Below are 12,608 nucleotides of genomic sequence, written 5' to 3'. Positions count from 1 at the left end.
AGGTATAAACCATGAAAAAAACACTGGACGGAAAAAAGATTGGTGCGGGTCTCGCAGCGGCGACCTGCTCCCTGTTGGGCCAGCCGGCCCTGGCTCAGGATGCCGCAGATGCCTGGCAGTTTGATTCTGCAGTGCTTTACTACAGTGAGCAGGACCGAGTTACCGCTGTGGAGCCAGTGGTACGCGGCAAGAAGCAGTTCCAGGACGAAAGCGAACTGGAGCTGAAGCTCACTCTGGATACCCTGACAGGGGCTTCCCATAATGGCGCTATCACCTCTGACAAACCGCAAACGTTTACCTCCCCCTCGGGAGGCAGCACCTATGAGGTGACCAACGAAGTGCCGCTGGATGATGCCTTCAAAGACACCCGTGTGGCTGCCAATGTGCAGTACACCCGCCCCTTTAGTCGTACCCTGCGCTGGACCGGTGGTCTGAACTTCTCCAATGAGTATGACTTTACTTCTCTGGGCCTGAATGCAGGTTTGCTGTGGGACCTGAACAACAAGAACACCACGCTGACCTTTGGACTGGCCCATGAATCGGACACTATTGACCCGGTGGGCGGTGCGCCGGAGGGGCTTACTTTCCAGAGCGATGAGGTCAAGACTGACGGCAGTGAAGATCGCTCCATCAATGACTTTCTGTTCGGTGTCACCCAGGTGATCAACCATCGCTGGATCATGCAGTTCAACTACAACCTGTCTGTTTCGGATGGTTACCACACCGATCCCTATAAAGTGGTGACAGTGGTGGATGCCAATGGTGATCCTCTTGAAGCAGAAGGTTTCGGTGCCACCAATATTGGTCCCGGGGATGCGCAGATCTTTGAGTTGCGTCCGGACTCACGAACCAGGAATGCGCTCTACTGGGAGAACCGTTACCACTTTAATCGTGATGTGTTGGCGGTTGGGTATCGCTTCATGTCTGACGACTGGGGGATTACCTCCCATACGCTGGATGTGAGGTACCGTTTCCAGTTTGCCAATGGCTGGTATCTGCAGCCCCATGTGCGCTGGTATGAGCAGAGTGAAGCGGACTTCTACAAGGAGTCGATCACCACCTCGGAATTGACCGCTTTGCAGAGCGCCCAGGATGATGTCTCTGCAGATTACCGGCTAGGCAACCTCACCGACACTACCTACGGTTTCAAGGTGGGCAAGCAGTGGGCCAACAACCAGCAATTGAGTCTGAGGGTGGAAAGCTTTACCCAGAGTGGAGACAGTGACGCCTCAGAACTGGATGCGTTGATCACACAGGTCGGGTATACCTTCTACTGGTAACCGTTGTAATGGAGCCAGGATGAAACAGGGCAGAGAACTTACCTTGGAGCAGGACGGCCCCCTTTGGCGGGGCCGTTTTGCTGCCATGGCCAGCCCTTGCGAATGCCTGGTGCGAGGAGTGAGCGAAGGGCTGGCTCGCGAAATGGCGGAATGTGTGGCGCAGGAAGCCTGGCGAATCGAAAAGAAGTTCTCCCGTTATCGCGATGACAACCTGCTCGCCGCCATCAATGCCGGTGACGAACAGTGGGTGGCTGTCGATGAAGAAACTGTGCGCTTGCTGGACTTTGCCGAGCACTGCTGGCAACTCAGTGATGGAGCCTTCGATATCACTTCCGGAGTATTGCGACGCGCCTGGCGCTTTGATGGCTCGGACCAGATTCCTGAATCCGGGCAGGTGGAAGCGTTATTGCCGCTGGTAGGGTGGGGCAAGGTTGAGCGTGAGGCTGGCAAGATACGCCTGCAAAAAGGCATGGAGTTGGATCTGGGAGGCATTGGCAAGGAGTACGCTGTGGACAGCGCGTTTCAATTGGCCGGCAAGCTTTCTGATGCTGACCTGCTGGTGAATTTTGGTGGTGATCTGGTAGCTCGTGCTGCCAGCACCCCTTGGCAGGTAGGCATGGAGGGGACGGCTCGCCCCATGGTGGGACAGTTGCAGTTTACCTCCGGTGCATTGGCGACCAGTGGTGACAGCCGCCGTTTCCTGCTCCGCGATGGCATTCGCTACAGCCATGTGTTGGACCCGCGTAGTGGATGGCCTGTGGCGAACGCCCCGCGCGCAGTCACGGTGTTCGGCCAGCAGTGCACTCAGGCAGGATTGCTATCCACTCTGGCACTGTTGCAGGGCGAAGCGGCTGAAAATCTGTTGCAGGAGGCTGGTGTGCATTACTGGATTCAATGGGGGGATGATGCGCCTGCTATTGGTTGAAGATGATGACCTGTTGGCGGATGGCTTGCAGCGTGCACTCCGCGCAGAAGGGTATACCGTGGATTGTATCGACCGTGGTGACCTGGTGATGCCTGCATTGCAGGATGGCGGTTTTGAACTGGTGCTGCTGGATCTTGGTCTGCCGGGGCTGGATGGCATGGCCGCGTTAAAATTGCTTCGTCAAAAGGACAAGCAGATTCCTGTCATCATCATCAGCGCCAGGGATGCGTTGGAAGATCGCATATCAGGACTGGATGGCGGAGCGGATGATTATCTGGTGAAACCCTTCTCGGCAGCAGAGCTGATTGCCAGAGTGCGCGCACGTTTGCGTCGTCGGGAGACGCCTGGCACAGAAGTAGTACAGCTCGGTGAACTGGCCATCGACCCGGAGCGTTTTACGGTCAGCCGTAATGGCGAACCGGTGAGTCTTTCCCGGCGGGAGATGGGCGTACTGCTGCAGCTGGTTCGTCACCGTGGTCGGGTGCTGACCCGTGATCAGCTGGAGCAAGGCTTGTATGGCTGGAATGAGGATGTGGAAAGTAATGCGCTGGAGGTGCACATCCATCACCTGCGTAAAAAGCTTGGCAGTGGCTTGATTCGTACCGTGCGGGGAGTGGGTTACAGCCTTAGCGGAGAAATGGAATGACGTTTTCCATTCGTCGTTTTCTGGTCGGCTCGTTATTACTGGTCATCATCGGTGGCGGGCTGCTGCTTGCGTTTCTGACCTACCGCACCATTTACCATGAACTGGATGAGCAATACGATGCGGAGCTGGTGCAGAGCGCCCACCTGCTGGCCGGGTTCTGGCAGGATGGTTATCCACCGGATGCCTCTCTGTCGGCGCTGGATGCACAGGAATCCCGTTATTTACGCTACTTTATCTATCAGCTCTGGCAGAACGGTAAACTGGTTTCTGCCAGTGAAGGTAGCCCCGCTGCACCGCTTATTGCCTTGAGTGACCGCCCTCACTATGAAGAAAGCAAAGGGTGGCATGCCTACTCGCTGCCGTTGTCGAATCAGCGTTGGTTGATTCTGGCGGAAAGCGATTATGCCCGCCATTCCATGGTCAAGAATGTGGCCGGTTCCCTGTTGGCACCTTATCTGATCAGTGTACCTTTCGTGATGCTGTTGGTGTGGTTGGCCATTCGTCTCGGGTTGTCGCCGTTGTCAGACCTGGTGCGGTCGGTTAGTCAGCGTTCACCGGATAACCTCACGCCGCTCAGTGGTAGTAAGCCGGTGCGCGAACTGGAACCCGTCAAAGCGGCGATCAATGCGCTTTTGCAGCGTCTTGAAGCCGGTATCGAGCGGGAAAAGCGCTTTACTGCCGATGCGGCCCATGAACTGCGTACCTTACTGATGGTCTTGCGGTTGCATGCGGACAATGCTCGCTCGCTGACTGATCCCCAGCAACAGGAGGCTTCCCTGCAGGGGCTGCTTGAGGGGGTGGGCCGGGCTGAGCGCATGCTGGAGCAGCTGCTGGTGTTGGCGCGGCTGGATCCAGCCAAAAGCGTGCCGGAAGAGGGTGTGAGCGCGGACGTTCTGCGTGTTGCGCGGGAGACGCTCGCCGGGTTGGTACCAATAGCGGATCGCTTTCAGCAGCAGCTGGAGCTTGACCTTGCGGACTCCCTTTGGGTCGGGATGCCTGAAGAGGCGTTGCAACTTGTGCTGCGTAACCTCATCGATAACGCGTGCCGTTATGCCCCCCCCGGTATCATTCGGGTGACTGCGGAACCGCAGGGAGAGCAGATTCGCCTTGAAGTCAGTGATGATGGCGAAGGATTAAGCCCTGAGCAGCGGCAACGTTTCAGCGAACGCTTTAGTCGTGGGCATTCGGATGCCGATGGGGCGGGACTGGGGTTGTCCATCGTCAATGGCATTCTGGCGCTTTACGGGGGCAGTCTGAACTATCGTAAACAGTGTGATCCAACGCCAGCAGCTGCTATCGTGTTACTCCCCGCCGCAACGGAAAAAGGTGGGCTATAGTAGCGGTAAGACGATCTTGGGAGTGATCATGACAAACGATAAATTCAGCGAACGGGTCGGGGACGCCATGCTGGATCCACGCAATAATCGTATCTGGAAAGGGATTGTCTGGCTGCTGGCGTTGTTGCTTCTGGTCGACGTCTTGCTTGGCTGGTACTGGAGTCAGGAGCCTGAGCTGCGGGGTGTCACGGCCCGCCCCGACGCGGTTGTTGGTGAAACCACTACCCGGGAATTGATCTTCGTGGCGGATACGCTGCTGGCAAAGCCTGGCGGTTATCTGAGCAATGATGTGCTGCCGCACCGCTTGTGGCTGGATAACATGCCCAACTGGGAGTATGGCGTGCTGGTGCAGGTTCGGGATTTTACCCGTGTGCTGCGTCGTGACATGAGCCGTTCTCAGTCTCAAAGCCAGGAAGACAAAGATCTGGCGATTGCAGAGCCGCAATTCAACTTTGATGCAAAAAGCTGGGCCATGCCCGCCACGGAAAGCGAGTACCGACGAGGTATCAAGGCGCTGGAGCGCTATCTGGACCGGTTAACGGATGCCAACGAAAACGACGGTCAGTTTTATGCCCGTGCAGACAACCTGAACTACTGGCTCAATGAAGTGCAGAACCGACTCGGTTCTCTGAGTCTGAAGTTGAGCCAAAGCGTTGGCCGTAGCCAGCTGAATGTGGACAGGGACGGGGCGCTGGCCGCAGCCAAGGCGGCTGAAGACGAAGAATTCGTGAAGACCCCCTGGCTGAAAATTGATGATGCCTTCTACGAGGCTCGCGGTGCCACCTGGGCGCTGGCTCAGTTGATGCGTGCCGCCGAGGTGGATTTTGCCGAGGTGCTGCGCAAGAAAAACGCCACCGTCAGCTTCCGTCAGATGGTACGTGAACTGGAAGCCACCCAGGAAACCGTGTGGAGCCCGATGATCCTCAACGGTGATGGTTTCGGCATGCTCGCCAACCATTCTCTGGTGATGGCGAACTATGTGTCGCGGGCCAACGCAGCGCTTATCGATTTGCGGAAGCTGTTGCAGGAAGGCTAGGACTTCAGTGAACAGTTGCGCGTCCAGCGCCTGCTGTTTTCCAAAACAAAGAGGCCGCGCCCAACCCTGGGCGCGGCCTCTTGCGTTTTAAACCTTTAAAAAACCTGGCTCGCGACGCTGTTCACTATTCACTGTTAACTGTTCACTGAACTCACGCCGCGTTCTTCCCCTTCGGTTTCGGCAAACTCGAACGCCATTCTTCGATCAGTGCGCTGTTGTCATCGTCCCAGGGATGGAAGCCGGGTTTCAGGTAGGAGAACCAGGCTGGGACGATGCTGCTGATCACACCTCGGTAGCCAAAACCTTTCCATAGACCCTTGGCTAGCGTCAGAGGTTTCTTGTGCACGTTGTCGCGCTTGAGCATCTGCCAGGTGAAGTAGCTGGAGAAGCCGATCAGGTAAGCGGTGCTGGAAAGGAACAGGCGCTGACGTTCCAGGTAATTGCCGTTGACGTCTTTATAGAGATCGTAGGCTACCGCCTTGTGCTCGGTTTCCTCGATGGCATGCCATACCCACAAGTCGCGTACCGCCGGGTCCATTTTATTGATCAGGTCCGGGCGACGCAGGATGGCATCAGCGAGGATGGCTGTGAAGTGCTCCAGGCCAGCGGTCGCAGCCAGTTGCTGGCGTTTGCTCATGTGCTTACGGGCGCCCGCCAACAGTTTGTTGGTGACGGCCAGTGCCTTGCCGACGATGTCATCGTATTTACCGTCAGCGATCAGGTCGTTGAATGCCTGGTGTTCCAGTGAGTGCATGGCTTCCTGGCCGATAAAGCCGGAAATGTCTTTCTGCCGCTCCTTGTCTTGCACCTGATCTCTCAGGGCACGAACGGAGTCTACAAAGAAACGTTCGCCATCCGGGAAGGTCAGTGACAGGATGTTCAACAAGTGGGTGAGAACCGGATCGTTATCAAACCAGTAATCATCGTGCTTGATGCCATCGAAAGAGAACCCCATGCGGCGTGGGGTAATGGGCACCACTGGGGCCTTTTGTTTTTTTGTCAGCGAAAGCTTCATGATGTCTCCTGGCATGAAGGGTCAATCCTGCATTGAGGATTGATGACATTGCTCAATGACAACTACTATGCGGTGTCTTGCAGTCAAAGGTCTTGTTGTGGAGGGCCAACAAATGGTGAGTTCGGGCCGCCCCTGGGGAAATACCGGTGTTCCGGGCATCTATGTCGTGCTGCTGTATGATTTGTTGGTGTCCCTGAAGCTTGATGCTCCGGCATTGCTGGCGGGCTTGGGGGTAAGCCGTGATGAGCTGCTGGCGGTAGATCGGCGAGTCTCCATGTCCCTTGCCCAGACGGTGGCAGAGCGGGGCGTGGAGATGGTCGGCGACCGCGGCTTGGGGTTCCGTTATGCCCGCGCCATGAGCATTACCCTGCATGGCCCGGTGGGGTTGCTCGCCTTGTCCAGCGCCAGTGCCCAGGATGCGTTGGAGGCTGCCTGCCGGTTTCTGGGGCTGAGGGCGCCGTTTCTGGAGATTCACCAGGTCAGAAGGGACGGATGGGCTCATCTGCAGTTGCGCAGTACTCGTCCCCTGGGTATTGCCCACGACTTTATCATCGAGGCTATGTTGGTTGGGCTGGCGTTCATGGTAGAGCAGCTTCTTGAGGCGCTGCCGGAAGGGACTCTGATTCACCGTCAGGGAGCGGCACCTGCCTGGTTATCGGCACTGAAAAAGGATGTGGGGGTGCCGGTGTTGTTCGATCAGTCGGAAGATGCGCTGGTGTTCCCGGTGTCGGCGCTGGCGGCGCGTCCAAGGCTGGCTGATCCTCAGGTGGCTGCCATTGCCCGTGAGCAGTGCGAGATGCAGTTTCGCCAGTGGCGTACAGAGGAAGAAGGGGTCATGGCAGAGCGTATCCGGTCTGCCCTTCAGGATCACCAGGCTCCCTTGCCTTCTCTGGAGGCAATGGCGGATCGGCTTGCTGTGTCAGCCCGGACGCTGAAACGGCATTTGCAGCAAGCGGGACTCAGCTATCGGCAGTTGCAGGATGAGGAGCGTTACCGGCAGGCCGAGCGATTACTCGCCAACCCGGAAAACAGTATCAGTGAGGTGGCTTACTCGTTGGGATACAGCGATGTGGCCAACTTTTCCAAGGCCTTCAAACGCTGGAGTGGGCTAACGCCGAAGGGGTATCGGGAGCAGCATTAGCACCGCAGAAACGAGTTTCGAGTTGCGAAGAGCAAACCTCTTCCGTTGTGAGGTGCTTTGGATTTTGCTTTTCGAAACTCGAAACTCGAAACTCGAAACTCGAAACTCGCCTGACTTCGCCAACAAAAAAGGCCGCGCCCGATGCCGGGTGCGGCCTTTTTAATAACCGGCAATGGCTTGCCGGTTGGACGAAGTCTTATTTGCCGTTTTCGAAGGCTTCAACAGACTTCAGGATCTCGGCCTTGGCGGCTTCAACGCCATCCCAGCCGTCTACCTTCACCCATTTGCCCGCTTCGAGATCCTTGTAGTTCTCGAAGAAGTGCTTGATCTGGGCCAGCAGCAGCTCGGGCAGGTCATTGATGTCCTGCACGTTGTCGTAGGACTTGGTCAGCTTGCTGTGCGGTACGGCAACCAGTTTGGCATCTTTACCGGCTTCGTCGGTCATATTCAGGATGCCAACCGGGCGGCAGCGGATCACAGAACCGGGAACCACCGGGTAAGGGGTTACAACCAGAACGTCCAGCGGGTCGCCGTCTTCAGACAGGGTGTTGGGGATGTAGCCGTAGTTGGCCGGATAGAACATGGGGGTCGCCATGAAGCGGTCCACGAAGATGGCGTGGCTGTCCTTGTCGATCTCGTACTTGATCGGGCTGGCATTGGCCGGGATCTCGATGGCCACGTAGATATCGTTAGGGACGTCTTTCCCGGCGGGAACCTTATCAAAATCCATGGTCTGTCCTTCTCAACAGGGTTGGTGGTGGGCGCGGATTATAGCAACGGCAAGGCCTCGCGGCTAATGGGCGAAGGTCGTAACAGGGGAAAGAATAGGAATAAGCTTATTCTGGGTGGGGAAGGGTGCCCGTGAGGGCACCTTTTCTGCAGAGAATTATGCGGTTATGTGATTATTGGGCCGCTTGCCAGCCTGGGTAATTGCCTTCCAGCAGGCGTACCTTCTTGAACCCCGCGTTCTCCAGGGCGGTAGCCGCTGCGCTGGCCCGCCGGCCCGACACGCAGTACAGGACGATTTCGTCTTTCTTGTACTGGTCCAGCATGTCCAGGTGATGTTCCACATTCTTGGCCGGGACCATGATGGCCCCGGGGATGTGGCCTGCCAGATACTCATCCTCATCGCGTACATCGATGATAATCGGGGCCTTGTTGCTGGCCATTTCCTGCTTCAGCTGTTCTACCGTGATGCTGTCTGCAGCCCAGAGGGGAGAGCTCAGCATGCTGAGCACCAGCAGCAGGGAAGAGATCAGAATTTTCATAGCGGTGACTCCTGTCGGGCGTTGTCCCATTCCTGAAGTTCCTCCCACAGCTTGTCGGCATCCCGCACCATGCTGGCGATAGACGGCTTGGCCGTGGGGTTTGAGAAGCTTGCCGCCAGCGCACGGCTGGCACACTCATATACAAACTCTTTTCTGCTCATGTCGGCAAGGGAATGGGTCACGCTCTTTCCTTGTTGTTGTTTGTCCTGAAAGTAGCAGTTCCCATGAGGGGTTAACAGTCAGGCGATGACTTTTCCTGTGTAACGGGCACAATGAGTATCGGTTTCCCCCGCCTGCAAGGAGATCTGCCATGTCGATCCATGAAGTCCGCCATCCTCTGGTCAAACACAAGCTGGGGCTGCTCCGGCAGCAGAGTCTGAGTACCCGCAGTTTCCGCCAGCTGACTGCCGAGATTGGTAGTCTGCTGACCTATGAAGCCACTGGTGATCTGGAATTGGAGGATTACCAGGTTGAGACCTGGATGGGGCCTGCTGCCGCGCAGCGCATCAAGGGAAAGAAAGTGACGGTGGTGCCGATTTTACGTGCCGGGATCGGCATGCTCGACGGCGTGCTTGAACTGATTCCCAGCGCCAAAGTGAGCGTTGTAGGTGTGTATCGAGATGAGCAAACCCTGGAGCCGGTGGCCTATTTTGAAAAGCTGGCCCATGACATCGATGAGCGTCTGGCGCTGGTGATTGATCCCATGCTGGCTACCGGGGGGTCACTGGTAGCCTGTATAGACATGCTCAAGAAAGCGGGCTGCCAGCAGATTCGTGCGCTGGTGCTGGTGGCGGCTCCGGAGGGAATCGAGAAGGTGCAGGCCTTGCATCCCGATGTGGATATTTATACCGCTTCCGTGGACCAGGGGCTGAACTCGGATGGCTACATCGTGCCGGGCCTGGGCGATGCCGGAGACAAGATTTTCGGTACGCGTTAGTTTGGTAACCCGGGGGTGAGCTCGCTCCCTTCATGGCCGCTACAGCAATCGACAAGAGGAACGCTTAGCATGAATCAGCCGGGATTCTGGAACTGGAAAATCATCCTGATTGGCGCGCAGATGCTGTTTGTGGCGTTTGGTGCCATGGTGCTGATGCCTCTGCTGACGGGACTGGATCCCAGTGTGGCCCTGTTTACGGCTGGGCTGGGCACGCTATTGTTTCAGTGGATCACCCGTCGTTCTATCCCCGTTTTTCTGGCTTCATCTTTCGTGTTTGTTGCACCGATCTCCCATGGCATCAAGCAGTGGGGCGTGCCGGCCACCATGGGCGCTCTGTTCTGCACGGCCATTGTTTATGTGGTGCTGGGGGCGCTGGTGAAATGGCGCGGTCCCGGTTTTCTGCATCGTCTGATGCCGCCGGTGGTGACCGGGCCTATCATCATGGTCATCGGGCTGAGCCTGGCGCCTACCGCAGTGAATTTCGCCATGGGGCTGGATGGTAACGGGGAAATGCAGATGTTCCCCTACGCCAATGCCTTGCTGGTCTCCATGGTGGCCATGCTGACGACCTTGCTGGTGGCGACGCTGGGACACGGTCTGTTCCGGCTGCTGCCGATTCTGTGTGGTGTGCTGGTGGGGTATCTCACGGCGCTGGCCATGGGCATGGTGGACTTCACAACGGTGAGTCAGTCGAGCTGGCTGGAAGTGCCGGCCTTTATCGCTCCGACGTTTTACTGGCCGGCCATCCTGTTCATGGTGCCGGTAGCGCTGGCTCCGGCCATCGAGCATGTGGGTGATGTGTTGGCGATCAGCAATGTCACCGGCAAGGACTATATTCGCAAGCCCGGGTTGCACCGTACCCTGACGGGGGATGGGGTCGCGAGCATGGTCGCAGCCTTATTCGGTGGGCCGCCGAATACCACCTATTCGGAAGTGACCGGTGCGGTCATGCTGACCCGAGTGTTTAACCCGGTCGTGATGACCTGGACGGCGATCTTCGCTATCGGTCTGGCATTCATCGGCAAGTTTGGTCAGCTTTTACAGAGTATCCCGACTCCTGTGATGGGCGGCATCCTGATTCTCATGTTTGGCTCCATTGCCAGCGTGGGCATGAATACCCTGATCAAGGCGCAGGTGGATCTTCACGCCCAGCGTAATCTGGTGATCGTGGCGGTAACGCTAATCTTCGGGATTGGTGGCATGGTGGTGGGTAACGGCGAATTCACCCTGCAGGGCATCAGCCTGTGTGGGCTGGTGGCGGTGATCCTCAACCAGGTGCTGCCGGCCGCGCCGGACTCAGCGGATGACCTTCACCAAGAGCAGGCCTTTGTTGACGATTTGCTGGACCATGCTCAAGGCAAAAAAGAGCAGCGGTGATCCTGCCTGCTGCAGAGCGTGCTAGGGTTGTGCAAGCATCAGCTGCCAGGAGACGCCGAAGCGGTCCTGCACCCAGCCGAAAAGAGGATTGAATCCGTAGTTATCCAATGGCATTAGCTCCTTGCCGCCCTCCGCCAGGGCGGCAAAGGTTTCTCCCACTTGTTCTTGTGTCTCCATGGTCAGACACAAAGAAGTCGAAGGGGTGAAATCGAAATCATGAGCGACTGGGCTGTCGATGCACTGCACCACCTGTGCGCCGATGGAAAATACCGCTTCTTGTACCGTGCCTTCCACACCTGGCCCGTGTGGACCGTAGAGGGTCTTGCGGAGCAGGACAAATCCCGCGATTGCGTCGGCGTAGTATGCCAGGGCGTTGTTAGCCTGCCCCTGGAACATGAGCTGGACGGTTAATCATGCTTCCTCCCTTTTCTTACTGCCTTTTCTACTCACCCAGGGTCTTGCGATAGTGAGCTTCCAGCTCGGTATGGCGAGGCCAGAATGCACTACGTGCCTGACCGTTCAATTCTTCGATGAGAATGCCCAGATGAGTATGCCAGCCACTGGCGACGCTGGTACGGGTATCCTGGTCTGTGGGGAGCTTGCGATGAGTCAGCAGCAGGTGAACCTGACCATCATTTTCTGTGAGCTCGAAGGTGACTTCTCCCTCGTTGTTGCCCCAGGTATGAGCCAGCACATGGGGGGGCTCGAAGCGCGTGATGGTGCCGCTCAGAGTGGCCTGATTTTCGATGGACTTATATTGCTCCGGGGCGGGTTGTATGTCTTCAGACAGATCCTGATTATGGAAATGAATTTCCACTACACCGCCGACAAACTGTCCCAACACGCCGCCGCCCAACCAGCGGGCGCGCTTGTCCGGTTCTGTCAGGTAGGCCCAGACCCGTTCGATTGGGCCGGGTAGTGTGCGTTCCACTGTCAGCGTGGTGGCATCTGCAAATCGTACGTCTGTTTCCATGATGAATCTCCTGTCAGTCTCCATCCTTGAGTGCCTGTTCCAGCGCATCCAGCTTGTGGTTCCAGAACACCCGGTAGCGTTGCAGCCAGGCCTCGGCTTCGGCCAGAGGGTCGGCATTGAGTCGGCAATGGTGCGTGCGGCCTTGCACCTCACGCATGACCAGCCCGGCTTTCTCCAGTGCCCTCACGTGTTTGGAGGCTCCTGCCAGCGACATCGCATGTGGGGCCGCCAGTTCTCCAACACTGCAGGGACCTTGTTCAAGCTGCTGCAGCATGGCTCGCCGAGTCGGGTCGGCGAGAGCGGCAAAAACAGCACTGAGATGTTGATCGTTATATTTAACCATGAGGTTGAATATAGTCTTGTTCGGCGGGTTATTCAACCATTTGGTTTAATTGTTGATGGCGGGCTGACAGGCGGCTTGATCGGTCAGCTGTCTGAGCACACTTCCAGCTGAGAAGGTAAGGCGGTGCAGCGGGATGCCGGCCGCGGAGAGTTTTTTTGCCGTCCAGGTATTACAGGTATTACCCAACCAGAATGTGCCGGTGGCAGGAAAGAAACGACTGTCGCCATAAAGGCCGGGTGATGATTCTGGTGGGTGGCCGGCTTCCGAAAGCACAAAGTCGTTGGCGATGCTTTCCTGGAGTAAGGCTAGGGAGTCTCTGAATAACTCCTT

16 protein-coding genes are annotated in these 12,608 nt (G+C 57.0%); 8 read left to right on the top strand and 8 right to left on the bottom strand.

Annotation, left to right across the window (positions count from 1 at the left end; all coding sequences use genetic code 11):
- Window positions 1-11: 11 nt before the first annotated feature.
- From Y5S_RS10995 to Y5S_RS10975, 5 genes are read left to right on the top strand one after another with little or no spacing between them, the layout of a single operon-like run.
- Window positions 12-1,280: a DUF3570 domain-containing protein gene (locus tag Y5S_RS10995; protein WP_035232998.1), complete on the top strand. Its 1,269-nt coding sequence runs from the start codon at window positions 12-14 to the stop codon at window positions 1,278-1,280.
- 19 nt (window positions 1,281-1,299) lie between these two features.
- Complete coding sequence (locus Y5S_RS10990) at window positions 1,300-2,205, top strand: FAD:protein FMN transferase (protein WP_052041545.1); 906 nt, start codon at window positions 1,300-1,302, stop codon at window positions 2,203-2,205.
- Entirely contained in the window at window positions 2,186-2,851 is a 666-nt protein-coding gene (locus Y5S_RS10985; protein ID WP_035233178.1) for a response regulator, read from the top strand. The genes Y5S_RS10990 and Y5S_RS10985 overlap by 20 nt, the downstream gene beginning before the upstream one ends.
- Window positions 2,848-4,188 carry an ATP-binding protein gene (locus tag Y5S_RS10980; protein ID WP_035232997.1) on the top strand — a complete coding sequence of 447 codons (1,341 nt, stop codon included), beginning with the start codon at window positions 2,848-2,850 and terminating at the stop codon, window positions 4,186-4,188. The genes Y5S_RS10985 and Y5S_RS10980 overlap by 4 nt, the downstream gene beginning before the upstream one ends.
- A 28-nt stretch (window positions 4,189-4,216) precedes the next feature.
- On the top strand, window positions 4,217-5,224 hold the full coding sequence (locus tag Y5S_RS10975) for a DUF2333 family protein (RefSeq protein ID WP_035232996.1): 1,008 nt from the start codon (window positions 4,217-4,219) through the stop codon (window positions 5,222-5,224).
- A 151-nt stretch (window positions 5,225-5,375) separates the two neighbouring features.
- Here Y5S_RS10975 and Y5S_RS10970 read toward each other — a convergent pair whose 3' ends face one another.
- Window positions 5,376-6,239, bottom strand: coding sequence for a metal-dependent hydrolase (locus Y5S_RS10970; RefSeq protein WP_052041544.1), 864 nt, complete (start codon window positions 6,237-6,239; stop codon window positions 5,376-5,378).
- Between the two features lie 112 nt (window positions 6,240-6,351).
- Between Y5S_RS10970 and Y5S_RS10965 the strand changes: the two genes are divergently transcribed.
- On the top strand, window positions 6,352-7,380 hold the full coding sequence (locus tag Y5S_RS10965) for a helix-turn-helix domain-containing protein (protein ID WP_035232995.1): 1,029 nt from the start codon (window positions 6,352-6,354) through the stop codon (window positions 7,378-7,380).
- Between the two features lie 196 nt (window positions 7,381-7,576).
- On the opposite strand, the gene ppa is transcribed toward Y5S_RS10965, so the two are convergent.
- From ppa to Y5S_RS10950, 3 genes are all read right to left on the bottom strand, one after another.
- Window positions 7,577-8,110 carry an inorganic diphosphatase gene (ppa, locus tag Y5S_RS10960; RefSeq protein WP_035232994.1) on the bottom strand — a complete coding sequence of 178 codons (534 nt, stop codon included), beginning with the start codon at window positions 8,108-8,110 and terminating at the stop codon, window positions 7,577-7,579.
- A 172-nt stretch (window positions 8,111-8,282) separates the two neighbouring features.
- Window positions 8,283-8,648 carry a rhodanese-like domain-containing protein gene (locus Y5S_RS10955; RefSeq protein ID WP_035232993.1) on the bottom strand — a complete coding sequence of 122 codons (366 nt, stop codon included), beginning with the start codon at window positions 8,646-8,648 and terminating at the stop codon, window positions 8,283-8,285.
- Window positions 8,645-8,830 (bottom strand): hypothetical protein, encoded by a 186-nt coding sequence (locus Y5S_RS10950; RefSeq protein WP_035232992.1) that lies wholly within the window; start codon window positions 8,828-8,830, stop codon window positions 8,645-8,647. The genes Y5S_RS10955 and Y5S_RS10950 overlap by 4 nt, the downstream gene beginning before the upstream one ends.
- A gap of 128 nt (window positions 8,831-8,958) precedes the next feature.
- Between Y5S_RS10950 and upp the strand changes: the two genes are divergently transcribed.
- Window positions 8,959-9,585: a uracil phosphoribosyltransferase gene (gene upp / locus Y5S_RS10945; protein WP_035232991.1), complete on the top strand. Its 627-nt coding sequence runs from the start codon at window positions 8,959-8,961 to the stop codon at window positions 9,583-9,585.
- Window positions 9,586-9,654: 69 nt separating this feature from the next.
- A complete protein-coding gene (locus Y5S_RS10940; protein ID WP_052041542.1) occupies window positions 9,655-10,962 on the top strand; it encodes a uracil-xanthine permease family protein in 1,308 nt (435 codons plus the stop codon).
- Window positions 10,963-10,983: 21 nt separating this feature from the next.
- On the opposite strand, the gene Y5S_RS10935 is transcribed toward Y5S_RS10940, so the two are convergent.
- The 4 genes from Y5S_RS10935 to Y5S_RS10920 all read right to left on the bottom strand — a co-directional run.
- Window positions 10,984-11,358, bottom strand: a complete 375-nt coding sequence (locus Y5S_RS10935) for a VOC family protein (RefSeq protein ID WP_035232990.1) — start codon at window positions 11,356-11,358, stop codon at window positions 10,984-10,986.
- A 46-nt stretch (window positions 11,359-11,404) separates the two neighbouring features.
- Window positions 11,405-11,935 (bottom strand): SRPBCC family protein, encoded by a 531-nt coding sequence (locus Y5S_RS10930; RefSeq protein ID WP_035232989.1) that lies wholly within the window; start codon window positions 11,933-11,935, stop codon window positions 11,405-11,407.
- Between the two features lie 13 nt (window positions 11,936-11,948).
- Entirely contained in the window at window positions 11,949-12,278 is a 330-nt protein-coding gene (locus tag Y5S_RS10925) for an ArsR/SmtB family transcription factor (protein WP_035232988.1), read from the bottom strand.
- 45 nt (window positions 12,279-12,323) lie between these two features.
- Window positions 12,324-12,608: DUF2459 domain-containing protein (locus Y5S_RS10920; protein WP_156107727.1), on the bottom strand; the 285-nt coding region annotated here is incomplete at its 5' end.

This window comes from Alcanivorax nanhaiticus (assembly GCF_000756665.1).
GTDB lineage: Bacteria > Pseudomonadota > Gammaproteobacteria > Pseudomonadales > Alcanivoracaceae > Alcanivorax > Alcanivorax nanhaiticus.
Note: the sequence above shows the minus strand (reverse complement) of the source record. Positions and strands in the feature narration are given on the sequence as shown.